Origin of the sequence: Marinifilum fragile (assembly GCF_963677365.1) — a bacterium.
Classification (GTDB): Bacteria; Bacteroidota; Bacteroidia; order Bacteroidales; family Marinifilaceae; genus Marinifilum; species Marinifilum fragile.
Genome location: NZ_OY781962.1, coordinates 3,635,584 through 3,661,589, shown reverse-complemented (window position 1 = coordinate 3,661,589; position 26,006 = coordinate 3,635,584). Strand labels below are relative to the sequence as shown.

Annotated in this window: 19 protein-coding genes; 15 read left to right on the top strand and 4 right to left on the bottom strand. The window is 36.1% G+C overall.

Going from position 1 to position 26,006, the window contains the following annotated elements; translation table 11 throughout:
- The first annotated feature begins 93 nt into the window (after positions 1-93).
- The 5 genes from ACKPCA_RS14585 to ACKPCA_RS14565 all read left to right on the top strand — a co-directional run bounded on the left by ACKPCA_RS14585 (position 94) and on the right by ACKPCA_RS14565 (position 6,210).
- Positions 94-1,257 (top strand): galactokinase, encoded by a 1,164-nt coding sequence (locus ACKPCA_RS14585; RefSeq protein ID WP_321279768.1) that lies wholly within the window; start codon positions 94-96, stop codon positions 1,255-1,257.
- 17 nt (positions 1,258-1,274) lie between these two features.
- Positions 1,275-2,324, top strand: a complete 1,050-nt coding sequence (locus ACKPCA_RS14580; protein WP_321279766.1) for a UDP-glucose--hexose-1-phosphate uridylyltransferase — start codon at positions 1,275-1,277, stop codon at positions 2,322-2,324.
- 92 nt (positions 2,325-2,416) lie between these two features.
- Complete coding sequence (locus ACKPCA_RS14575) at positions 2,417-4,078, top strand: sodium/sugar symporter (RefSeq protein ID WP_321279764.1); 1,662 nt, start codon at positions 2,417-2,419, stop codon at positions 4,076-4,078.
- Between the two features lie 81 nt (positions 4,079-4,159).
- Positions 4,160-5,176, top strand: coding sequence for a UDP-glucose 4-epimerase GalE (gene galE, locus ACKPCA_RS14570; protein ID WP_321279763.1), 1,017 nt, complete (start codon positions 4,160-4,162; stop codon positions 5,174-5,176).
- A gap of 26 nt (positions 5,177-5,202) precedes the next feature.
- On the top strand, positions 5,203-6,210 hold the full coding sequence (locus ACKPCA_RS14565) for an aldose epimerase family protein (RefSeq protein ID WP_321279761.1): 1,008 nt from the start codon (positions 5,203-5,205) through the stop codon (positions 6,208-6,210).
- 282 nt (positions 6,211-6,492) lie between these two features.
- Here the strand turns inward: ACKPCA_RS14565 and ACKPCA_RS14560 are convergent, their stop codons facing one another.
- Complete coding sequence (locus tag ACKPCA_RS14560; protein WP_321279759.1) at positions 6,493-7,476, bottom strand: LuxE/PaaK family acyltransferase; 984 nt, start codon at positions 7,474-7,476, stop codon at positions 6,493-6,495.
- A 170-nt stretch (positions 7,477-7,646) separates the two neighbouring features.
- Positions 7,647-8,834: a phosphoglycerate kinase gene (locus ACKPCA_RS14555; protein ID WP_054723017.1), complete on the bottom strand. Its 1,188-nt coding sequence runs from the start codon at positions 8,832-8,834 to the stop codon at positions 7,647-7,649.
- Positions 8,835-9,187: 353 nt separating this feature from the next.
- Between ACKPCA_RS14555 and ACKPCA_RS14550 the strand changes: the two genes are divergently transcribed.
- From ACKPCA_RS14550 to ACKPCA_RS14505, 10 genes are all read left to right on the top strand, one after another.
- Positions 9,188-10,312: a DNA polymerase III subunit gene (locus ACKPCA_RS14550; RefSeq protein WP_321279758.1), complete on the top strand. Its 1,125-nt coding sequence runs from the start codon at positions 9,188-9,190 to the stop codon at positions 10,310-10,312.
- A 95-nt stretch (positions 10,313-10,407) separates the two neighbouring features.
- Positions 10,408-11,562, top strand: a complete 1,155-nt coding sequence (locus ACKPCA_RS14545) for a PSP1 domain-containing protein (protein ID WP_321279757.1) — start codon at positions 10,408-10,410, stop codon at positions 11,560-11,562.
- A complete protein-coding gene (locus tag ACKPCA_RS14540) occupies positions 11,559-12,032 on the top strand; it encodes a gliding motility lipoprotein GldH (protein WP_321279756.1) in 474 nt (157 codons plus the stop codon). Before ACKPCA_RS14545 ends, ACKPCA_RS14540 begins: the two co-directional genes overlap by 4 nt.
- A gap of 18 nt (positions 12,033-12,050) precedes the next feature.
- Positions 12,051-12,794 (top strand): tRNA (guanosine(46)-N7)-methyltransferase TrmB, encoded by a 744-nt coding sequence (trmB, locus tag ACKPCA_RS14535; RefSeq protein WP_321279754.1) that lies wholly within the window; start codon positions 12,051-12,053, stop codon positions 12,792-12,794.
- Positions 12,795-13,133, top strand: coding sequence for an MGMT family protein (locus tag ACKPCA_RS14530; protein ID WP_321279752.1), 339 nt, complete (start codon positions 12,795-12,797; stop codon positions 13,131-13,133). It abuts the gene before it with no gap.
- A 238-nt stretch (positions 13,134-13,371) separates the two neighbouring features.
- Positions 13,372-14,469, top strand: coding sequence for an Mrp/NBP35 family ATP-binding protein (locus ACKPCA_RS14525; protein ID WP_321279751.1), 1,098 nt, complete (start codon positions 13,372-13,374; stop codon positions 14,467-14,469).
- Between the two features lie 226 nt (positions 14,470-14,695).
- Entirely contained in the window at positions 14,696-18,274 is a 3,579-nt protein-coding gene (porW, locus tag ACKPCA_RS14520; RefSeq protein WP_321279749.1) for a type IX secretion system periplasmic lipoprotein PorW/SprE, read from the top strand.
- Positions 18,275-18,302: 28 nt separating this feature from the next.
- The gene (gene porX, locus ACKPCA_RS14515; RefSeq protein WP_321279747.1) at positions 18,303-19,862 is read left to right on the top strand and encodes a T9SS response regulator signal transducer PorX; all 1,560 of its coding nucleotides are present in this window, start codon (positions 18,303-18,305) and stop codon (positions 19,860-19,862) included.
- A gap of 21 nt (positions 19,863-19,883) precedes the next feature.
- Complete coding sequence (tsaE, locus tag ACKPCA_RS14510) at positions 19,884-20,300, top strand: tRNA (adenosine(37)-N6)-threonylcarbamoyltransferase complex ATPase subunit type 1 TsaE (RefSeq protein ID WP_321279746.1); 417 nt, start codon at positions 19,884-19,886, stop codon at positions 20,298-20,300.
- Between the two features lie 94 nt (positions 20,301-20,394).
- Positions 20,395-21,618 carry an alanine dehydrogenase gene (locus tag ACKPCA_RS14505; protein ID WP_054719374.1) on the top strand — a complete coding sequence of 408 codons (1,224 nt, stop codon included), beginning with the start codon at positions 20,395-20,397 and terminating at the stop codon, positions 21,616-21,618.
- 4 nt (positions 21,619-21,622) lie between these two features.
- Here ACKPCA_RS14505 and ACKPCA_RS14500 read toward each other — a convergent pair whose 3' ends face one another.
- Complete coding sequence (locus tag ACKPCA_RS14500; protein WP_321279745.1) at positions 21,623-22,471, bottom strand: HAD family hydrolase; 849 nt, start codon at positions 22,469-22,471, stop codon at positions 21,623-21,625.
- Positions 22,472-22,541: 70 nt separating this feature from the next.
- Positions 22,542-25,991, bottom strand: coding sequence for a hypothetical protein (locus tag ACKPCA_RS14495; protein WP_321279744.1), 3,450 nt, complete (start codon positions 25,989-25,991; stop codon positions 22,542-22,544).
- Positions 25,992-26,006: the final 15 nt, after the last annotated feature.

Genomic DNA, 26,006 nt, shown 5'->3' with positions numbered 1-26,006 from the left:
CGATGAATTAGAGCTTTAATTTTTTAAGATCGCTTGCATTTATACAAAAAAGATTTAAATTTGCCTACCAGTACCAACCAGTAAGAATGTTGTATGCAAATTGAAGAATTAAAGATTGAGTTTGAAAAATTATATGGACAAGGTGATTGTCATGTGTATTTTTCCCCAGGCCGTGTAAATCTAATTGGAGAACATACCGATTATAATGGAGGATTTGTTTTTCCATGTGCATTGTCATTTGGAACCTATTGTTTGATAAGAAAAACAGACAATGATTATATCCAACTTAGATCTTTAAATCAAGATAAATTTTACAAGTTATCACTTGAAGAGATAACTGAACCATTGGAAAAAGGAAATTGGGCTAATTATGTTCTTGGTGTAATTGTTCAATTTAAAAAAGATGGATTGATTCCGAACTGCGGTGCTGATTTATTATTCTGGGGAAATGTACCAAACGGTGCAGGTTTATCATCTTCGGCATCTTTAGAGGTTGTTACAGGAGTAGCAATTAATGAAGAATACAACTTTGGCAAAGATCAGTTGAGTATTGTAAAATACAGCCAAAAAGCAGAACATGAATTTGCGGGAGTAATGTGTGGTATAATGGATCAATTTGCTTCTGGAATGGGCAAAAAAGATCATGCCATATATTTGAATTGTAATAATCTTGAGTACGAATTAGTACCTATTAATTTAGAAGGTGCTAAAATAGTTATTGGAAATACCAATAGCCCTCATAGTTTAGATGAAGGAAAATACAATGAACGAGTTGCTGAATGTCGGGCAGCTGTTGAGGCAATCAACCCCTCCAGAAAGATTGCCAATTTAGGTGAACTTTGCCTGACAGAATTCAACTCATTAGAAAATCTTATAAATGATGATGTGATTAGAAGAAGAGCACGTCATGTTATTAGCGAAATTGAAAGAACTCAGAAAGCCTTAGTAGAGCTTAAAAAAGGAAACCTAAAAGAGTTTGGACAGTTGATGAATAATTCTCATGATTCTCTTCGTGATGATTATGAGGTTACGGGACATGAACTGGATACTATGGTTGAAGCGGCTAGAAAGATTGAAGGGACTATTGGTTCCAGAATGACAGGCGGCGGCTTTGGAGGTTCAACCGTTAGTCTTGTAAAAGATGAGTATATTGAAGAATTTATTGAGAAAGTAGGGAAGGAATATACTCAGAAGACAGGAATTGTAGGAGAATTTTATGTTGCTGAAATCGGTGACGGAGGAAAAAGAATAGAATAATCAATTAAAAATTTCAGATGGCGAAATTTGATTACATTGAAAATCCACATCGTAGATATAATCCATTAACTGGTGAATGGATATTGGTATCGCCTCACAGGTCGAAAAGACCATGGCAAGGTCAGGTTGAGAAAGTAATTGAGGAGAAAAGACCTGAATATGATCCGAAATGTTACCTATGTCCTGGCAACGAAAGGGTAGGTGGAGAGCAAAATCCAGCTTATGAGGATGTATATTCATTTCAGAATGATTTTAGTGCCTTGTTACAGGATACTCCGGAGGGAGAATTTTCGGATGGTGATTTGTTTAGAGCAAAAAGTGAATCGGGAATTTGTAAAGTGATTTGCTTTAGTCCGAATCATAGTCTTACGGTTCCTGAAATGAAAGTTGAGAACATCCGTAAGGTTGTTGATCTTTGGTGCAAAGAGTATAAGGAATTAGGAGATAGAGAAGATATTGGCTATGTGCAGATATTTGAGAACAAAGGTTCCATTATGGGATGCTCCAATCCACATCCTCACGGGCAAATTTGGGCATCTAAACTCATTCCTCTCGAAACTTCAAAGGAATCTGAAAATCAGAAAGCATATTATGAGAAGCATGGAAGAACTATGCTATCAGACTATCTGAAAATAGAGCTTGACAAGAAGGAGAGGATTTTGGTTGAGAATAATTCTTTTGTAGCTTTAGTACCGTTTTGGGCAGTATGGCCTTTCGAAACAATGATCATTAGCAAAAAAGCAGTGTCAAATTTGCTGGAATTGACTGATGAGGAGAAAACAGATTTGGCTGATGTTTACAAGAAATTAACGATTATGTACGACAATCTGTTTGAGGTGTCGTTTGCATATTCTGCAGGATTGCATCAAGCTCCAACAGATGGAGAAAAACATCCTGAGTGGCATTTACACATGCATTTCTATCCACCTTTGTTACGCTCGGCTAGTGTTAAAAAATTTATGGTAGGATATGAAATGCTGGGTACGCCGCAACGTGATATTACTGCCGAGGGCGCAGCGAAAAGATTGAGAGAACTATCAAAAATACATTATAAAATGAGGCAATAATTGGTTTGAAGAGAATATGAGGTAGAATCATTAATTTATACTTCTGCCTGCAGATTTCAATAAAACTTTAATCTCAACTAAAATCAAATAAAATGGCTAATACATTTTCTTTTCTCGATTATATGATTTTTATCGTTTACGGTATTATAATCGTTGGCGTAGGCCTATGGGTATCGCGTGATAAAGAAGGACATCAAAAAAACGCAGATGATTATTTTTTGGCTTCAAAGTCATTGCCTTGGTGGGCAATTGGAGCTTCCTTAATTGCGGCTAATATTTCTGCCGAGCAATTTATCGGCATGTCAGGATCTGGTTTTGCAATTGGATTGGCAATTGCTTCATATGAGTGGATGGCTGCTTTGACTTTAATTATTGTTGGTAAATACTTTCTGCCAATTTTCATTGAGAAAGGACTATATACGATTCCTGAATTTGTAGAGAAGCGTTATTCAACAAACCTAAAAACCATATTGGCCGTTTTCTGGATCGCATTATATGTGTTTGTAAATCTTACTTCAGTATTATATTTGGGAGCTTTGGCTCTTGAAACCATCATGGGTATTCCAATGATTTATGGAGTATTGGGTTTGGCTTTGTTTGCAGCTAGCTACTCACTTTATGGCGGTCTTTCAGCGGTTGCCTGGACTGATGTAATTCAGGTTGTATTTTTGATTTTAGGTGGATTGGTAACTACTTATCTTGCCTTAGATACCGTTTCAGGTGGTGAAGGTGTACTTGCTGGGTTTAAGCACATTTACGAAGCTGCTCCAGACTCTTTCCATATGATTTTGGATAAAGCTCACGATCAGTACAAAAACCTTCCTGGTATTGGAGTTATTGTTGGAGGAATGTGGGTTGCTAACCTTTATTACTGGGGATTCAACCAGTATATTATTCAAAGAACTTTGGCAGCTAAGTCATTGAGAGAATCTCAAAGAGGTATTGTATTTGCAGGATTCCTGAAGTTAATAATTCCTTTAATTGTTGTGATTCCTGGGATTGCAGCATTTGTAATGGTAAATGATGGAAGTATTATGGCTTCTTTGGGAGATGCTGCTCAAAATAATATTCCAACGATGGAATCTGCTGATAAAGCATATCCTTGGTTGTTACAATTCTTACCAACAGGATTGAAAGGTGTGGCTTTTGCTGCATTGGCTGCGGCAATTGTGTCATCGCTTGCATCTATGTTGAATTCAACTTCAACCATTTTTACAATGGATATTTACAAGCCATATTTTAATCCGAATGCAAGCGATAAGCAAACGGTAAATACAGGTAGAATTTCCGCAGCTGTAGCCTTGTTAATAGCGGGATGTATTGCTCCTCAGTTGGCAGGTTTAGATCAGGCGTTCCAATTTATTCAGGAATATACAGGTGTAGTTAGCCCTGGTATTTTGGCGGTATTTATGTTGGGGTTATTCTGGAAAAAGTCCACAAACAAAGGTGCTATTGCAGGTGTGTTGGCATCTATTCCAATTGCCATGTATTTTAAAGTGGCTCCTAATGGATGGGTTGCTGGTACAAGCCTTGAATCAATATTTGTGAATGTTCCATTTATGGATCAAATGGGTTATACCGCAGTTCTTTCGGCATTGGTTATCATGTTAGTTAGCTATTTACAGAACAAAGGAGCTGATGATGAAAAAGGTATTGAAATAAGCAGAAAAACATTTGCAACAGGTAAGGTGTTTAATATTGTAGCTTATACCATCTGTATTTTATTGGTTGCATTGTACGCAATCTTCTGGTAGAGAGAAAATAAAACAAAATATTACAATGACACACTTGCCAATATTAAGTGTGTCATTGTTGTGAAATATTATATATTTAGGATGAAAAAAAAGGTTTTAGTTACAGGTGGTACAGGATATATTGGATCTCACACTGTTGTTGAATTGCAAAACAGTGGATTCGAAGTTGTAATTGCTGATAATCTGTCAAACTCAAAAATCGAAGTTCTGGATGGTATTGAAGCCATAACAGGAATTCGCCCGATATTTGAAAAAACAGACCTTAGCAAAGAAGAAGAAACGGCTGAATTTTTCAAAAAGTATCCAAACTTATCTGCGATTATACATTTTGCAGCATCGAAAGCTGTAGGAGAATCGGTTGAAAAACCTTTGATGTACTATCGCAACAACCTAAACTCGTTGATGAATATTTTGGAGGCCATGAAAGAGCACAATATCCCAAACTTGGTTTTCTCATCATCATGCACAGTTTATGGACAGCCTGATAAGTTGCCGGTAACTGAATCAACTCCGCGAAAAGAAGCTGAATCGCCCTATGGAAATACAAAATCAATTTGTGAAGATATCATTCGCGATACAACAAAAGCTCATTCTAAACTAAAAGGAATTGCTTTGAGATATTTCAATCCAATTGGAGCACATCCAAGTTCAAAAATTGGTGAATTGCCATTGGGCATTCCTAACAACCTTATTCCATTCCTTACACAAACGGTGGCAGGCATTCGTCCTGAACTTAGCGTATTTGGAAATGATTACAATACGCCTGACGGGTATTGCATTAGAGATTATATTAATGTAGTAGATTTGGCGAAAGCACACGTTGTAGCCATTGAACGTTTGCTGCAAAATAAAAACACATCCAACTACGAATATTTTAATGTGGGAACAGGATCTGGTGTTTCTGTGCTGGAAATCATTGAATCATTCGAAAGATCAACAGGGGAGAAAGTTCCTCATAAAATAGTTGGCAGAAGAGCTGGAGATATTGAGCAGATATATGCAGATACTTCATATTCAAACAGAGAGTTGGGATGGAAATCAGAAAAAAGTCTTGATGAAACTTTGCTTTCTGCCTGGAATTGGCAAAAAACTTTGTAAGGGTTTCGCAATATTAAAAGATAATCATGCAGATTTATACACTTAAAAATAAAAGTATAGAGGTTGATTTTATTGCTCGTGGTGGTCAAATCATTTCAATAAAAGTTCCTGATGCAGAAGGCAATATTGCAGATGTTGTTGTTGGATATGATACCATTGATCAAACGCTTGATGGTGATGCATATTTTGGTGCCATTTGTGGTCGTTATGCCAACCGTATTGTAAAAGGCGAATTTGAAATTGATGGAGAAAAATTTCAGTTGGATTGTAATAATGAGCAAAACCATTTGCATGGAGGATTTGATGGATTTAATCTAAGAAATTGGGAAGTAAGACCTGTTGAGTTAGAGGAATATGTGCAAGCCTACCAATTAAGTTTGACTAGCGAGGATGGCGATCAGAATTATCCTGGTAAATTGGAGGTTTCAGTAATATACGGATTGACTGATGATGATCAATTCATTATCGAATATGAGGCAGAAACATCAAAGCCAACAGTAATTAATTTAACAAGTCATCCTTATTTCAATTTGAATGGTGCGGGCAATGGATCGGCAATGAATCATGAATTGCTCTTGAATGCGTCAAACTATACACCCATTTCTGCTGAATTGGGAACTACATCAGGAGAAATCGTATCGGTAAAGGATACTCCATTCGATTTTACGACTGCAAAATTAGTAGAATCAGCTTGTAATGCTAATCATGAACAAATCAACATGATTGATGGTATTGATCACAATTTTGTATTGGATGATTTTGATGGAACGGTAAAGCTAGCAGGAGTGCTTTCTGATCCGGAATCGGGACGAAAAATAGAAGTGTATACCGATCAGCCAGGGATACAAATATACACAGGTGCTCATTTCAATGGCTTGGAAATAGGCAAACAAGGAGCACCAATAGTGCAATGTGCAGGAATTGCTATGGAAACGCAGATTTTTCCAAATTCTCCCAACTATGAGCACTTCCCGAATGCAATTTTAAGGCCAGGTGAAAAATATAGGCATGTGTGTATTTATAAATTTTGCTAGTGAATAGTTTTAGAATAAGTCTGAAATTTTGGGTAAATAAAAAATAGTTGTGGTGCTTTACGCAATTAAAATTCAATAAATAGTTTAACAGGCTAATTTCCTTTAATAAAAGGATACTTGAAACATCAAACAGAGTGGTTTACATTCATTTAAATCTCTGTTTGGTGTTTTTTATTATACCTTTTTAGATGTTAATTTACACATTGGTATAATGCCGATAGATTGCTATCACTCAGTTATGAGTATAGCGAAATAAATGAGTAGTTTAGCAACTAATCGGTATTATTCGTTTACAAGTAGATTGCAACCACGAATATCAGAATGATCGAATCGACCAAGAATTTCAAATTTTCCATCTTCGTAGATTTTACCAAGATCTTGAGTTTCGATAAACGAGCAAGAATGAACATTGGCCAAATCGATCACATTCACACCTCCAGTTCTACCTGTTTTTTCATAGCTGAATGGATCGTATGCATCGCGAATCATGATTTTCATCCAATTGGGAGTTTGGAATAAGCTTTGCCCTTTTGAATAAGCCTGCGAAAGCAATTCGGTCATTCCATATTCAGAATGAATTTCATTCACGCCTAAACGGGAACAAAGAAATGCATGCAACTCTTCACGAGTAATTTCTTTTCTTCTGCCCTTCATTCCACCAGTTTCCATGATGATTACATTGGCAAGATCCAGCGTATATTTTTCAGCCAAATCCAGTAACGCAAAACTAACCCCAAGCAGCAGAATTTTTTGATTCGATTTTTTCAAATCAGCAATGCACTGAATCAATTCTTCATGATTGTGAAGGTAGAATCCACTTTTAGCATGTTTGCTATCTTTAATTAGGTGTTCCATCATGTAGATTAAGGACGAACCTTCGCGCTCCAAATAAGAAGGAAGCAAAGCCAGAACACAGTAATCAGTTATTGGCCCATAAAAACCTTCGAAACCATTCTTAAAACTTTCTTTATAAATACTGATATCAGGAACAAAATGCCTGCTGGTTAGGTTGCCAGTTGTTCCACTGCTGGTAAAAATTTCTTTTGCAGGATTGTTGGAAGAAACCACCTTTCGGGATTTAAAAAACTCTATGGGAAGAAAAGGAATATCTGTAAGCTTACTGATTTGATTTACATCCTTTTTCAAATGTTGAAGATATTCACGATACACCTCATTGTTTTCCGCTTGATAACGAAAAATTTCCAAGGCTACTTGTTCAAATTCAGTTTTATTTGATATCGAAAATATTTTTTCCTTCCAGTTCATTTCTATTCTCTATTTGTTGTGATTACAAAGGTAATTGAACCAAGTTTATTGCATAGCATAATCAGTGAGAATCTTAAACAATCATAAAAATCTGCGTCTAATAATAAAAAAAGCAGCCTCGAAAGACTGCTTTAAGAATCCCTGCGAAGGGAAATATTATGGATCGTTAATTACCCTCTAATAGCTGCAACACCTGGCAATTCTTTACCTTCGATGTACTCCAAAAGAGCACCACCACCAGTTGATACATAGCTTACTTTATCAGCCAAGTTGTACTTGTTGATAGCTGCAACAGAGTCACCACCACCAATTAATGAGAAAGCACCTTTTTCAGTAGCTGTTACAATTGCATCAGCAATTGCTTTGGTTCCTTTAGCGAAAGTATCCATTTCGAATACACCTACAGGACCATTCCAAAGAATTGTTTCTGATTCTTCGATAACTTTTTTGAAGTTTTCAATAGTTTCAGAGGCAACATCTAATCCCATCCAATCAGCTGGAATTTCCGATACGTTACATTCTTTAGTGTTTGCGTCGTTAGAGAAATCGTCAGCAATTAATGCATCAACTGCAAGGTGAAGTTTTACATTGTTTGCTTCAGCTTCACTTAAAATTTCTCTTGCGATATCTAACTTATCATCTTCAACCAATGAGTTACCAATGTTACCACCCATCGATTTAACGAAAGTGTAAGTCATACCACCACCAATAATTAAGTGGTCAACTTTAGGCATTAAAGTTTTAATGATATCAATTTTTGAAGATACCTTAGCACCACCCATAATTGCAGTTAACGGACGCTTAGAGTCTTTCAATACTTTATCAACGCTTGATAACTCACCTTCCATTACGTAACCAAACATCTTGTCGTTAGGGAAGAATTTAGCGATAACAGCAGTAGAAGCGTGAGCACGGTGTGCAGTACCAAATGCATCGTTGATCCAAAGATCAGCCAAGTCAGCTAGTTTTTTAGCGAAAGCTTCGTCACCAGCTTTTTCTTCACCGTAAAAACGAAGGTTTTCCAACAATAGAACTTCACCTTCTTTTAGGTCAGCAGCCATTGTTTTAGCACTTTCACCAATACAATCGTCAGCAAATTTCACATCAACACCTAATTTTGCAGAAAGGTGAGCAACGATGTGTTTCAATGAGAATTTTTCATCAACACCTTTTGGTCTACCAAGGTGAGACATCAAAATAACTGATCCGTTTCCTTCTAATACCTTTTTGATAGTTGGAAGTGCAGCACGGATACGTGTGTCATCGGTAATTTCGAACTGATCGTTCAAAGGCACATTAAAATCAACTCTGATAATCGCCTTCTTTCCTGAAAAATTGTATGAATCAATTGTTTGCATTGGAATATGTCTTTTATATTTTTTTCTTCCAAACAAAGGTATGTTTTTATTCAAATTGCTGCAATAAGGAAAGAAAATTCGCTTTTAAACATCACTAAGTCAGTTAGTAATAAGTTGTTTTGTTTTGACTTTGAAACGATTGCATGAATTATTCACTATTGCAATTGAGAGGTAAAAACGTCATTTTTTTCTCTATTGGATTTGAACTTGAGCATTAATGATAAAGCTCTGCTATATTTTTTTAACTTTGGATACCCCGATGTACCTTTGCGCAATATTCGGGATTAAATGATTTTTGATCAACAGGTAAGGTTTGAACTTACCTGTTCGAAACCATTTCACATTGAAGATTCATGCAATTTAAAGATATAATTGGCCACAAAGAGGTCAAGCAACGTTTTATTCAAACCGTAAGAGAAAACAGAGTTAGCCATGCACAATTGTTGATTGGCCCTAAAGGAGTTGGTAAACTGTCGATGGCAATTGCATTTGCACAGTATGTTTCATGTTTGGATAAAAAAGACAACGATTCATGCGGGGTTTGTTCTTCGTGTAAAAAATACGCGAAATTGGTTCACCCTGATCTTCACTTTGTTTTTCCGGTTGTTAAAGGGAAAGGATTTACCAATCCTGTGAGCGATAATTTTATTGAATTGTGGCGATCGCAAATAGAGAGTGATTCTTATTTTGATATTGGAGATTGGTACAGAACCCTTGGTGTAGATAACTCACAAGGGATGATTTATTCTGGCGAAAGCAATGAAATTATCAGGAAACTAAGTTTAAAAACTTACGAATCGGATTACAAGGTAATGATCATTTGGTTGCCTGAAAAGATGCATTCTTCATGTGCCAACAAGCTTCTGAAAATGATTGAGGAGCCACCATCGAAAACTTTGTTTTTTATGGTGTCGGAAGAACCTGATAAAATACTACAAACCATATTGTCTAGAACACAACTGATTAAAATTCCGGCAATTGATACAGAATCATTGGCTGTAGCGGCTAAAAATGATTTTAATCTTAACGATCAGGAATTAAAGAATGTGGTTCGTTTATCGGAAGGGAGTTATCGAAAAGCGAGAATCCTTATTCAGAATTCAGATGAAAATGCAGAGAATTTTGAGAATTTCATCAACATTATGAGACATTGCTATGCTCGTAAAGTATTGGATATTATGGATTGGGCTGAAGAGATTGCGACAATTGGACGCGAACGTCAAAAAAGCTTTCTGAATTATGCGGTTAGAATGATTCGTGAGAATTTTATTTTAAACTTAAAGCAGCCTGAAATGGTTTATTTAAGCGGCGAGGAAATGAATTTCTCGCAACGATTTTCTCCATTTATCAATGAAGATAATGTTTGGATGATTTCTGATGAGCTTTCAAAAGCCTATACGGACATTGAAAGAAATGCCAATGCAAAGATTGTGTTTCTTGATTTGGGTTTAAAGCTGGTTAAATTATTACGTCCGTAATCACCCAATAATTTCCCGAAATAATTACCTTTAAAGGTTTGTAAAATAAATTAGCTAATTTTGCGGTCGATTATCGACTAATAATCAATATATATATGACAGAAAATAAGGAACCAAAAGGGAAATGCGCAGGCTGTGCATCCAATAAAAGAGACCATCGTATGTTGGCTGGTAAGCTTGATGTTTACGATTGGTTGAAAGATGTTCCTGAAAGTGCACAATGTCCGGATGTTGTTGAAATAAAATTTAAGAATACCCGTAAAGGATTCTATTCAAATACAAATCAATTAAGATTACAAAGAGGTGATGTGGTAGCAGTTGAAGCATCACCAGGACATGATATCGGTATTGTATCCTTAACAGGCGATTTGGTTGTGGAGCAAATGCGCAAACAAAAGCTTGATCCGAATACATACGAGGCAAAAAAAGTCTACAGAAAGGCAAAGCCTGTTGATATCGAAAAATGGCATGAAGCCATTGCACTGGAACACAAAACAATGATTAAAGCTCGCCAAATATCTGCTGAATTAAGGCTGGATATGAAAATTGGCGATGTTGAATATCAGGGAGATAAAACAAAAGCAATTTTCTACTATATAGCCGATGATAGAGTTGACTTTAGACAGTTGATTAAAGTATTGGCAGAGCAATTCAAAATCAGAATTGAAATGCGCCAAATTGGTGCACGTCAAGAAGCTGGACGAATTGGAGGTATTGGACCTTGTGGCAGAGAACTTTGTTGTTCAACCTGGATTACCAACTTTGTTTCCGTTACCACAAATGCTGCGCGTTATCAGGAAATTTCATTAAATCCTCAGAAACTTGCCGGGCAATGTGGAAAGCTGAAGTGTTGTTTGAATTTTGAGTTGGATTGCTATATCGATGCTCAAAAGGATTTCCCGAATACAAATATTCCGTTGGAAACCAAGGATGGAACAGCTTATCATCAGAAAACAGATATTTTCAAGAGATTAATGTGGTATTCATTCGATAAGTTCAATTCGATGAATATGGTGCAGGTTTCTGTTGATAGAGTGAAGGAAATTATTCGCTTGAACAAGAAAGGAATCAAGGTAGATAAATTGGTGTCAGAAAAATCAACTGACAACAAAAAATCTTTGGACTACGAAAATGTTGTAGGACAGGATAGTTTGAACCGATTCGATAAGAAGGAAAATCCGAATAAGCGAAGAGGAAAACGAAAATTCCGTCGTAAACCAAGAAAACCAAACAAGCCAGCAAAGTCATGAACAAATTGATTTGGATTTTTTGCATGGCAGTAATTGCACTGTCAACACAATCGTGCGATTCCAATCGTGTTTATGAAGAGTATAAAGAAATTCCGGATTATACCTGGGACATGAACAATACTCTTCGCTTTGAAGTGGAAGTTACCGATACCATTAGTGTTCACAATTTGTATATCAATGTTAGGAATACTGGTGGATATGCATACAGCAACCTTTGGTTGTTTGTGAAGAGAACTTCGCCAGATGGAAATGTTGTTGAAGATAAGTTCGAATGTAGTTTGGCTACCGAAAAAGGAAAATGGTTTGGTAGCGGATTTGGTGATATTTTCGATTTACAAGTTCCGTTTAAACAGAATGTAGTATTTCAAAGGTCGGGGGTTTACGTATTTGAAATTGTGCAAGGAATGCGCGATGAGGAATTGAAAGAAGTAGTGAATATTGGCTTAAGACTTGAGAAAGCAAATCAATAAAATTTTTAGCGTTTAGTCGTGGGAAAGAATAAATTACAGCGTTTTGCTGAGATGGATACATTTGATAATGTATTTCAACCTACTCATAAAGAGGTTTGGGAAACAAATTATCATTTGAAAGGAAAGTGGAATAAAGAAGTTTTTAAAAATGATAATCCAATTGTTTTAGAAGTTGGATGTGGAAAAGGTGAGTATACAGTAGGTTTAGCACGTAAATTTCCGAATAAAAACTTTATTGGAATTGACATAAAAGGCGCAAGAATGTGGCGCGGTGCCAAAACCGCTATTGAAGAAGGTTTGGGTAATGTTGGATTTATAAGAACCAAAGCAGAACTTCTTGAATCGATTTTTGAGTCAGGTGAGATTTCTGAAATCTGGATTACCTTTCCTGATCCACAAATGAAAAAGGAAAGAAAAAGACTTACTGGAACACGCTTTCTGAAGTTATACTCGAACCTGTTGACCAAAGATGGAATTATTCACCTGAAATCGGATAGTAATTTCTTGTATGAATATACTTCGTATGTGATTAAGGAAAACTCTCTTTCGGTTGATGTTGACACCAATGACTTGTACAATTCAGGGAAGGCTGATGATATTCTTTCCATCAGAACATTTTACGAACAGCAATTTCTTAACAGAGGAATTCCGATTAAGTATTTAAAGTTCAGGCTTGATGGAAAAACTGAATTTATTGAGCCAGATGTTGAGATTGAATTGGATTCTTACAGAAGTTTTGGTCGAGAGAAGCGCAAACAATAAATGTCGGATCTGTACGATAAAATTTACGACGTAGTTCGGCAAATTCCTGCTGGAAGAGCTACCAGTTATGGTGCCATTGCCCGATTTTTGGGATCTCCCAGGGGTTCCAGAATGGTTGGTTGGGCCATGAATCAATCACACTCTAGCAAAGCATATGTTCCTGCACATCGGGTGGTAAATCGTTTGGGAATGCTTAGTGGGAAACATCATTTTCCAGGCGAAAATTTAATGCAAGAACTTCTCGAGAATGAAGGAATTGTTGTGATTGATGACCAAATACAAGACTTCGACAAAATATTTTGGGATCCCATGAAAGAACTTGACTGGGATTCTATTTAAATTCAGTCTAAATATATACCTTTGTTGGTATCTTATCGAATTCAATATCAGCAATGCTTGAAAGAAATTCGATCCAACACCGATTATTAATCAGTAAAAGTCATTTATTCGTTTTTACTCTAAATGACTAACAGATTATATATCGGCATTTCAATTTAATATTTCATCGTTTCGCAATTGGCTCACGTTGAAATTTAAATTGTTTAAAAATATTTTAAAGAATTAATATTCATAAATCATGAGTTACACTCAAAAGCAAATTACGGACGCTTTAAAATTGGTTCAATATCCTGGTACCGATAAGGATATCATGGGGTTGGATATGGTTCGTAATATTAAAATTGAAGGAAAGAAAATTGGTTTCGATTTGGTATTCCAAAAATCAGACGATCCTAATATTGTTCCCTTGAAAAAAGCCTGTGTATCAGCTGTTTTAAAATTTGTTGATAGGGAAGCTGAAATCAAAGGAAACATTAAAGTAAAGGCAATGCATGTGGTTGAAGAACCAAAAGTTTTGCCAAAAGTTAAAAATATTATTGCTGTTGCATCAGGTAAAGGTGGTGTTGGAAAATCTACCGTATCATCGAACTTGGCAGTTGCACTGGCGAAAGCCGGAGCAAAAGTTGGTTTAATTGATGCCGACATTTATGGTCCTTCGGTTCCATTGATGTTTGGAGCAGAGTCAGCTCGCCCGAACCTTGTTAATGTAGATGGTAAGGATTTGATTGAGCCACATGAGGCTTATGGTGTAAAAATGCTTTCTATTGGTTTCTTTGTTGATCCTGCTCAGGCTACTGTTTGGCGTGGACCTATGGCTTCCAATGCATTAAAGCAGATGATTGAAGAAGGAAACTGGGGAGAGTTGGATTACGTTTTAATCGACTTGCCACCGGGAACCAGTGATATTCACCTTACTTTGGTACAAACAGTTCCTGTTACAGGTGCTATTGTGGTAAGTACACCACAAGAAGTTGCCTTGGCTGATGCTGTAAAAGGAATTAGCATGTTCGAAGGACCAGGTGTTAATGTTCCGGTATTGGGTATGGTTGAAAATATGGCTTGGTTTACTCCTGCTGAATTGCCAGAGAATAAATACTACATTTTTGGTAAGGATGGATGCAAGAAACTAGCTGAAGAAAAAGGAATTGAATTGCTAGGTCAAATTCCTATTGTTCAAAGCATTCGTGAAGGTGGTGATAATGGTAAACCTGCTGCCGTGGACGAAGATTCTGTAGTTGGTATGGCTTTCGCCGATTTGGCTGCTAAATTAAATGCTGCTGTTGATGCTAGAAATCAAAAATCAGCACCAACTGAGCGAGTGAAGATTACACGATAAGAATATAAAACAGAACAAAGAGTAAAGGAGCATTTATTGCTCCTTTTTTTATTCCTTGAATAGAACTATTTTTAGATTTTATTTAATAAATTTCAGTTTTTAGAATAATAAAAAACAACAGATATCAGTTATACCATTTTGGGAATCTAATAAACTCAGAATAATACCAGTAGCTTAGGTGTATAAAACGCGAAGCTTAGGGTGTTATCAAACAAAACATTTAGCCTTGACTCGTAAACTAATTCAACAAACCTTAACTATAATAGCCATTCTGATTTTTGCATATGCATGTTCTAATCAGAAAAATACTTTCATGAGCCGTCAGTTTCATGCTCTTACCACACATTATAATGTGTATTTTAATGGTAAAGAGAGCTTGAAGGAAGGTGAGCAAAAAATTAAGAATGGACTTCAGGAAAATTACACCATTTTACTGCCTGTTTTCGAATATCAGAACCCAGCTGCCAGATCTTTGTCTTTTTCGAGCATGGATAGAGCCCTTGAGAAAGCAACTAAGGCCATTAAAATTCATTCCATTACTCGTAAGCCGAAACGTAAAAAAGGAAATCAGTCAGAAAAAAACAAGGAGTTTCGTAAGAAGAAGGAGTACAACAATTGGATTGATGATTGTTACATGTTGATTGGAAAGGCCCAATTTTACAAGGGTGAATATCATGTTGCCGAGAAAGCTTATGATTTTATCATTAGAGAATATCCAGAGTCAGATTTGATTGCTGAGGCAAAATTATGGAAGGCAGTTAGTTTAATTGATAGAGGTGAGTTTATTGCAGGTGGGGAAATTTTGGAAAGACTTTCGAATGATAACAATTTATCGAAAGATGATTTGGTTCGTATAGAAGCTTTGCAAGCAGATGCAGCAATAAGACAAAAGCGATTTGAAGATGCTGTTCCTGCTTTGGAAAGATGCATTGCCATATCGAAAGACAAATACGCAAAAGCGAGGTATTATTATTTGTTGGCGCAACTTCATCAAAGGTTAGATAATCCAAGCGAGGCATCAAGAGCGTTTCAGGAATTGATTGATTTGAATGCGAGTTATGAGATGACTTTTAATGCAAAAATTAGTCGTGCTCTATCGTATACAGGTTCCGAAAATGGTGAGGAAATAAGAAAAGGCTTGCGCAAAATGTTGCGTGATGAGAAGAACAAGGAGTACAAAGATCAGATTTATTATGCAATGGCAGAAATGGATGTTGTAGATGAGGATATGGAATCTGCAATCTCTAACTATTGGGAATCAACCAAAGTTTCTTTGTACAATGAGAATCAAAAGGCCATTTCATTTTTAAAGCTGGGTGATTATTATTTTGGAGAGGAAACTTACCCGAAAGCTCAAATGTGTTACGATAGTTCGATGACCTATTTGGGTAGTGATTATCCTAACTACAGAAAAATATCCGAAAGAGTTGGGAATCTTACTGAATTGGTGAATAACCTGAATATGGTTGTTCGTGAAGATAGCTTGCAAAGAGTTGCTTTAATGAGTAAGACCGATAGAGACAGGTTAATTAATAGCTTAATCAAGAAAATAAACGAAAAGGAAAGAGAGAAACGATTAGAGGAGACTGAAGCACAATCAGACAGAGCTTTCTTTAGTCAGAATAATATGCTTGGGAATTCTCGAAACAGAAATCAAAGCCAGGGGAATTGGTACTTCTATAATCCAACCAATATTGGATTGGGAAAATCGGAATTTCAACGCAAGTGGGGACGAAGAAAACTGGAAGATAATTGGAGAAGAAAGAATAGGTCTGATTATTCTGTTGAGGACATAGAAATTGCTTTAGAGCAAGAATCGAAAGATGATGTCAGTTCTCAATCACAGAAAAAAGATCCTAAGAGTAAAGAGTATTATTTGGTGGATTTACCAATGACAAAAGCTGCTATGGTAAAATCTGACGATAGAATTATGAAAGGTTTGTATCAGGCAGGATTGGTGTATGAGGAGAAACTGAATAATGAAGAGAAGGCACTTGAAAGTTTCGAGACTTTGTTGAAAAGATTTCCGGAAAATCCATATCTACTTTCAAGCTACTATCATTGTTATGCAATCAATAAATCATTTGGCAGAAATTCAAAATCTGATTTCTACAAGAACAAAATACTAAGTGAGTTTAAAGATAGTGAGTATGCAAAAGCATTGAGAGATCCAAATTACCAGTCAAAGCTCGATGCTGAATATCAAAGAGCACATCAGCTTTATGCTCATGCTTATGAGGATTTTCAGAACTACTACTACTTTAGAGTGGTTAAAATCTGTAATGAAGGATTGTTAAGATATCCGGAAAGTGATCTTCGTCCGAGGTTTTTGTTTTTGAGAGCGTTGTGTGTAGGAAGAACACAAAATGTTGATGTATTTAAGCAGTCCCTTGTGCAAGTGTTGGAAGCTAATCCTACCAAAGAAATAACCCAAACGGTTAAAGCGATTTTAGCTGGGTTGGAGAAAGGAGCTACTCCTGTTATTTACACAGAGAAAGATATGGAGTTGGCCCGACAAAACAGATTGCTTCGAAATTGGCGACTTGAAGATGAACAGGCAATGGTTGAAGTTAAGGACGATAAACCTAAAAAAGAAAAGCCGAAGAGTTTGTACAAGTTTAAAGCTGATGAGGAGCATTATTTTGTGTTGATGTTTTCTAAGCAAGATGGTGATCCGAACAGATCTTTGTTCAATATATCAAGATATAATGCAGATGCGTACAATAGTCGTACTTTTAAGGTGGATCGTCTGTCATTGGATAAGGATCACATCATGATCATGGTAAAAGGATTAAAAGACAAGGAGGATGCATTAAATTACTTTAACGGAATTATTACCAGTAATAAAGCATTTAGCGGATTAGAAGATGTTGATTACAGGAATTTTATCATTTCTCATTCGAATTTTGAAATGCTGAAACAAGGTAAGGATATTGAGCAATACCTTGATTTTTATACCAAAAGCTATTTTAATGTAGAACGTAAGCCAAAACAATCTACGGTTAAGAAGCAAGGTAAATTGGTGGCTGTAAACAACAATTTAGACTCTACGGCGTTTGTATTTAATCCGGCAGATAATCACAAGTTTATTCTGTTGGTTCCAGCACGTAAAGTTAATATCGGAAAGTTGAGAAATGATATTTACAATCACGACAAAGATTATAGTGTGCTAAAAGAGCAATACGATGATGATTTAAACATGATTGTGGTAAACAATGTTGGCTCGAAACTTGATGCAATGAACTATTTCAGAAGTTTGGTTTCGAATGATGCAATTTATACTCAACTTGAGAAGGTTGATTATAGAAACTTTGTGATCAGTGAGGAGAATTTCAATAAGTTTTATGTAGAAAAAGCTTTGTTCCCATATTTGGATTTCTTTAAAAAGAATTATCTGGGTGCGAAGGATGAGGCTCCTGTTAAGAAAAAAGAGAAAGTCGTTCAAGATGGATTGTATCAATTTGATGAAAAATTGCCACATTATTTCGCCTTGATTTACACAAGAGAGAATGTGAATAAGAAACAATTGATTTCAGGAATTAAGAAATATAATACAGGTCCATTAAAAATTGAAGTTCGTGAGTTGGATGATGAGCGAGATGTGCTATTGGTCGTGAACATGAGAAGCAAAAAGCAGGCAATGATGTATTTCCGTGCTATTGTTACCAATCGTGATTTGTTTGCACCTGTGGAAAAAGTGGGATATCGCAATTTTGTGATTTCCGATGAGAACTTTAAGGTATTTGCGAAAGATGGAGATACGGCTAAATATCTTCAATTCTTTAAAAAGTACTATTTGAAATAGATTTTTGGTTTGATTTAATTGTGGAAGTGTGAAAGAAAATACGATACTTTGGGTTGATGATGAGATAGAGTTGTTAAAGCCTCATATTATTTTTTTAGAGGAAAAAGGGTACGCAGTGGTATCGTGTAATAACGCTTACGATGCACTTGATTTGGTAAAAGAATCACACTTTGATTTGGTACTATTGGATGAAAATATGCCAGGAATGAGTGGACTTGAAGCACTAAGTGAAATCAAATCGATTGATTCAGCTTTGCCAATTGTGATGATCACAAAAAGCGAGGAAGAAGACATTATGGATGAGGCTATCGGGAAGCAAATATCCGATTACCTGATTAAACCTGTAAATCCAAAGCAAATTCTGCTTACGCTTAAAAAGCACATCGATAAAAAGCGATTGGTTTCGGAGAAAACCACCATGGCCTATCAATCGAAATTTGGGCAAATGGGAATGGAAATTAACGACTGTCGCAATTTTGAGGATTGGATGAAGATGTACCGAAAGTTGGTGTTTTGGGAATTGGAACTTTCCAATATCGAAGATTCTGGTATGGATGAAATTCTAAGAATGCAGAAAACCGAGGCCAATAACCTATTCGCTCGCTTTGTAAAGAAAAATTACCTTTCCTGGATGGATCCTGAAGAAGAGGATAAGCCATTGCTTACACCCAATGTATTCAAAGAAAAAGTTTATCCATTGCTGGATCAGGGACAAAAGGTAGCCTTTATTTTAATTGACAATTTGCGTTACGATCAGTGGCAAACATTGTATCCGGTAATTAGCAATTATTTTGTACTCGAAGATGATTCGATGTATTATTCCATTCTTCCAACGGCAACTCAGTATGCACGCAATTCAATGTTTTCCGGTTTAACTCCTTTGGAAATCAAAAAAAGACATCCACAACATTGGATTGATGAGGACGAAGAAAGTAGCAAGAACATTCACGAAGAAGATTTTATAGGTTTCCAATTGAAACGTCATTATAAGGATTATACCTATCATTACGAGAAAATTAACAATGAAAAAATGGGAGCAAAGGTATTGGATAACCTAAACTCCATTTTAAATTCTCAATTGAGTGTTTTTGTATACAATTTTGTTGATATGCTTTCTCATGCCAGAACCGAAAGTGAAATGATTCGGGAATTGGCAGCAGATGAGGCTGCATATCGATCATTAACCTTATCGTGGTTCGAACATTCAATGTTGCTAGAGTTAATTAAAAAGCTATCGGAACAGAATGTAAAGCTTGTAATTACTACCGATCACGGTTCTATTCGTGTGCAAAATCCTGTTAAAGTAATTGGCGATAGACAAACCAATACCAATTTGCGTTACAAGCAAGGAAAGAACCTGAATTACAAGTCGAAAGAGGTTTTTGAAGTTACAGAACCACGAAAAGCGAATTTACCGCAAGTAAATGTTAGTTCTTCTTATATCTTTGCATTCGGAGAGGACTTTTTGGCTTACCCGAACAATTTTAATTATTACAGCTCGTATTATCGAAATACATTCCAACATGGAGGGATTTCTTTGGAAGAGATGATTGTTCCGCTGGTAACCTTAAGTCCAAAGAAAAATTAAGATTCAAAGATTTTGCAGGAAATGACGGAATTAAAAATCAATTCGCTGGAAGATATTAACTCTGTTGCAGCTGAATTTATTAAGCTGGTAGGAGATAAAAGAATTTTTGCGATGCATGGCGCAATGGGTGTTGGCAAAACAACATTTGTAAAAGCTATTTGCGAAGAACTGGGAGTGCAGGATACCATAAATAGTCCAACTTTTGCCATTGTAAATGAGTATCATACGGCCAATGAAAATATAATTTACCATTTCGATTTTTATCGAATTGATGATGTTCAAGAGGCATATGATTTTGGGTATGAGGATTATTTTTACAGCGATGCTATTTGCTTTATTGAATGGCCCGAAAAAATTGATTCGATTCTTCCTAATGATACTGTTGAAGTTCACTTTAACGAAGAGGCAGACGGCAGCAGAAGTATTCGTATCCTTTAATCAGAAATTGTCAAGGCTGAAAAAAGCCAAAAATTTCTTAAATTGTAATGGCTTACTCAAAGTAAGTATTCTATTAAATATTACAATATAGCATATGGCGCCGTTAAGTGAAGGATCAAAGAACTTCCCACTAGGTCATGAATTTTATCAGCCTAAGGAAGGAATGTTGGAATTAGAACGCCGACGCAAGCAATTGGTTATTGGTATACCCAAAGAGGAATATCGTGGTGAAAATCGTGTTTGTCTTACTCCTCAATCTGTGGAGTTGCTGGTAAACAATGGCCATGAAGTGGTTCTTGAACGAGGAGCTGGTTTGGCATCGAACTACACCGATAAAGAATACAGTGAAAACGGCGCACGAATTGTTCTTGAAAAGAAAGAAGTATATCAGTGTGATACTGTTATGCAGGTATCGCCATTTTCAAGTGCTGAAATTGATATGCTTCGTGGCAATCAGATCTTATTTTCGGCTCTGCAAATCAAAAGTCAATGTGGAGAGAATGTTCGCAAGCTTATGCAGAAAAAAGTAACTGCAATTGCTTTGGAATTGGTTAAAGACCGAGATAATTTTTATCCGGTTGTACGATCGATGGCTGAGATTGCAGGTATTTCGTCCATTATGATTGCCGGAGAATATTTAAGTAAGGCACATGGTGGAAAAGGGGTAATGCTGGGAGGAATTACCGGAATCACACCAACCGAAGTAGTAATACTGGGTGCAGGTACTGCAGCCGAATATGCTACTCGATCGGCTCTTGGCTTAGGAGCAATGGTAAAGGTGTTTGATGATTCCATTTATCGTTTGCGCAGATTGGAAGATCATTTGGGGCATAGGGTATTTACATCGATTCTCCATCCCAATGTACTTGAAAAAGCATTGGCTTCAGCAGATGTGGTTATTGGTGCATTGAGGCATGGAAGAGAATTTTCTGGATATATGGTAACTGAAGAAATGGTTGAGAAAATGAAACCAGGTTCAATCATTATCGATTTGAGCATTGATCAGGGAGGATGTTTTGAAACCTCTATGATGACTAATCACAAAGATCCGGTTTATAAGAAACATGGCGTACTTCACTATTGTGTTCCTAATGTACCATCGCATGTTGCTAGAACAGCATCACTGGCATTGAGCAATATTTGTGCTCCATTATTGTTGAATATAGGGCAGAATGGTGGCGTTCACAAATTCATTAAAAATGATATTGGCCTTCGAAAAGGTGCTTATGTGTATCGTGGCATTTTAACCAATCGAAGATTGGGTGATACTTTTGGAATTCTAGCTAAAGATATTGATTTGTTGTTGGCAGCAATGTAGGTGTTTAAGCATTGTTTTTTACAGAACATTCACTTAATACTTTCTGTACGGCTATGGCAAAACCATCCTTAATTACATTTTCGGTTACCTGATATTTGTCTTTTAATTCATGCGGTGCATTTTCAACTACATAGCTGTGCTTTCCCCATTCTAAAAGATCAATGTCATTATAGTCGTTGCCTATTACAAAAGAATCTTCAGCACTGATATCAAGTTTCTCGCATAACCATTCGCAACCATGTCCTTTTGAAATGTGCAAGGGGAAAATTTCCATCCAGATGGATTCATGATCCAAAGGTGAGGTGGCGCGAATGATTTTAATGTCATCAAACTTGGTTTTTAATTCTTCAAACCATTCTTCTTTGTTTGGCAGAATTGCCAAAATTTGGCAGGCATCGCGCTCTGCGTCTTGAATATTACCAACAGGTGTAGAAAATTGTTTGTAAAGATTTAATCTTCTGTCGAAATCTGAATTTTTGTTTCCCGTTTTATAATACCAGAATTGATGATTGTTAGGAATTGGATCCAGAATCATAAAATCAATTTCATGATCGACCAAAATTTTGGAAAGCTCCAAAACTTCTTCGGCTTCAATCTTCTGAGAATAGATCAATTCCTTGCTTTTCCAATCCATAATTCCAGCCCCAGAAGAGAAAATCAGGTAATCGATAGGAAAATCTTCAGGTAATACAGCCATCGCAGAATATAGAGTTCGTCCTGTAGCAATCACTCTTGTAATATCTGATTCTTTTAGTTGTTGTAGGCATTCGTAATTTCTTTTGCTAACCTCACCCATTGATGGTAACAAGGTTCCATCTAAATCGCTTACTACAATTTTAATCTGATCTGTCATAAATTTCTACTTTACCTAACAGCTAAAATTACATTTTTAAGTTGAAAGATAATTACAGAATTGAGTTAAATTAAAAATAAGCTCTGAACTCCATGCTTCCAACATGTATGGTTTTTCCACCTTCGCTCTGACGACCGTTATAGGAAATGTTCATTTGAAAGACTTTAGATAATTGTTGGTTGTAAGACAGATTCCATGTTGAGTTGTTGCCAGGTAAAAATCCTTCCAACATTTCGTAGGCTATAGAAGTATTTGAATCGGAATTGTATTCCAGGTTTAGGAAATTGATTGCAGCCTGAAGTTTTCTGGTTTTTGTAAGTGCATATTGACAATTGGCTCCCAGATTATGAGTTTTTGATTCCTCGCTTGCTAGTTTGTTATCTTTTTGCTGATAGATATAGGTTAATCCAAATTGAAATACAAGACTGGTTTGGAATTTTAGTTGGACTTCGTTTTTGATCTCTTTTAAGCGATAGTTTTGATTGGTAAATCCTTCCTGATACAGGCTTTTTGTACCGAAATCTATGCGGTTTGAGATTTGACTTGATTTTCCAATATTCCAATTGTACCGGAATCCGTTCTGTTCAAATTTGCGTCTTTCAAATCCTTGTGTGAGCAATTGTTTGTTTCTACTGCTTAAATGAATGATATCCCAATTGGTTTTCGATTTGGGTTTTCGGTATGAGAAAGTATTTTGAAAGCTAGAATTTACTGTAATTAAATTCTCGTCGGAAGCATGAGATTGAAATGGATTGGCGTAAAGATTAAAATCATTGTTTAAACTTTTTTTAGAAAGACGATAAGCAAACCGATTGCTGAATCGTGAAATGAATAAACCAATGCCTGATTTTGTTTCTAAACGCTTAAGACGCAAGTTAAATATTTGCCTAAAATCGCTAGTGTAAACTTTATTGTAATTGTTTGTATTGGTAGCGATTCTAATATAGTTGGCTTCATCTTTAAATGAGGCTATTTCAAATTCATTAAGCTCTTTTACATCATTGTTGTTGTAATCTGTCCAGCGATAAACTCCTCTGCCATCATTCACTTCAACATATGAAAATTCTTTCTGGCTCTCCAGGCCAGAACCCAATTCGTAGTAAGTGGAAGTATGTAGCAATCCTTTTTTAATTTTAGCCTGATGTTCTAGCTTACCAAGAAAGGTGTTTTCCGGTTTTTCGTCACCAATAGCGTTTTCACTAATTTTTAATCGTCGGTAAATGCTTTCAATTTTTAATTGATTTTTCCTGTTCTTTCTTAGCCAGATTTTGCCGCCAAAATCTTCCGATTCGCTTTGTGTTTTTAACTCGTTATCAAGTGGAAGAAAATCTTTTCGCTTGCGGTAATAGGCTTGAAATTGATTTTTTGTAGAATCCTGATTTTCGATATAGAACTTATAGGAATAAAAGGAGAAGCTACTCACCAAAAGGATTTTGCTTTCGGAATTTTCAATTTGATTGTTTTCATTTTCGGTTTCAATCCCAATTTTTGCAATTTTTGTTGAATATGCAGTATTTAATGTGTGTCGATAAAATTTGCTTTCCAGATTTTTCTGATCGGTACTTAATAAATTGCCATTGAAAAGGATGGAGTATCTGTTTTTCTGGTAAGCTAAGTTTAAATTTTGATTAATACCTTTGTAATCAGATTCTCTTTTTAATACAGATATATTATGAGCAATTGAACCCCAATTTGCATTGTTGAATTGATTTATCAGGGCAATGTGGTTTTCGTTGTTTTTATTGGTACTTTCTTCAATATTCCAATTTCTATTGAATTCAACTGATCTAAAATTTTCTATTTGCTCAAAGTTTTTCTGAATAAAATGCATGTTGAGCTGCGTATTCAAAAATTTAGTAGTGTCAGCAATCAAAGTTTTTTTAGCCAAAGAAAATTCTGCAGCAATTCCTTGATTATCGCCATCGTCAGCGGATGAAAACGTATTTAGATCCTTATTGCTTAATGCTATTTCAAATCGTGAATTGAATGTTTGTGACAGGTCGTAATCGGCACCAAAGCTTAGCATTTGTTGTTTTTGTGGAGCGATCAACTTCGATACCGGAGCATAATCCCCTTGCGCAACTCCATTTATTGGATCAACCCATTGATAAACTCTGCCATTTGCTACGCTATTAATCTGAACATAATTCCCTCCATTGTTTCCAACAAAGGAGAAATTCACCCTGTATATTGCTTCTTCTGGTACGGTGGAATATTCATAAACGGAGTAAGTTTTTTCTTCTACAGTTTTGGAAATTTTGCGATATAGAACAAAGTCATTGGAATATTCAACGATCTCTTCATTTGGGACTAAGGCTAAGTCGAGATTATCGCCAATATTGCTTAATAGTTGTTTGTCTTCTTGGCTTAGGGTTTGATCCAATGGTTGATTTTTGCTATCCTGTTCCTGGTAAATGTTGAACCATATTTTACCTTTTTGGGTTTTGTACTCATTGGCATTAAAAATCAGGTAACGAGAATAGTTCTCTTCGGAATATTCAAACTCCACAACTATGCGTGAGTTTCTTGTAATTGGTTGTTGAGTGGTAAAACTCAATTCCGCAGTGTTGTAATTGATCACATAATCGTAGTTTTCACCCCGCATTAACTTTTTGCCATCGACAAATACTTTTTCCGAACCTGCAAGAACTACAATATAGCTTTCGTTATTCACACCGGTTAAGCGATATGGGCCCTGAATTCCTTCCGATCCAGTAATTTCCATTCTTCTGAATTTGCCTTTGGCAATTGAAGCACTAATTGTTGATTTCAACTCATTGCCATTCTTGTTTTTGCTGATTAAACCAGAGAACTTTCCCCCTTGCACCTTTTTATAAAATCGCATAAAATTTCCTTCTGGTGATTCTATTTCGTAATCACCAAGAGTGAGTTCTTTGGTATCATCAAAAAGCTTGATGTATATTCTGTCAAAATCTTGAATAGACTGTGTATTCCCATCGGGTTGAATGGGGATGTTATTGTCGGAAATGGCTGCTAGAATATTAACATCATCACTCAATTTACCTGATAACTGAAGGTTTAAATTAGAGTTGGTGACCACATCCTGATTGTTTCCATATGAAATCCCTCTGGAGTAATTTCCTTGCTTTTGTAACTGGCTGTCGTTGAGAAGACCCCTGTTGCTGTAATTTCTAACAGTCGAAAATACTCTTGGTCTTGTATCTTTTGCCAAATTAATTTCGGAGAGATCTCTAGTGTATATTGGCTTGCGTATATTATAATTGTAAATTCGGTATTTAATAAGGATTGAATCACTAATTTCCTTTAGTTTCAGGCTACTAATCAGTTCTCCTTTAGCCGGATTTATTTGATACCAATCCTTTTGTATCTCTTTTGCATTATGGAACAGTTTCACTGTTGATGGTAAAATGATTAAAGAGTCTAACTGAATGGTATCTTGATTGATTAAAACTCGTTTTAATCGCAGATTGTTTTGAGAGAATCCGATCTGCTTAAAACTGAAGCAAAGAATTAATATGATGAAAATCCGAAGTTTCAATAGAAGATATTCTTT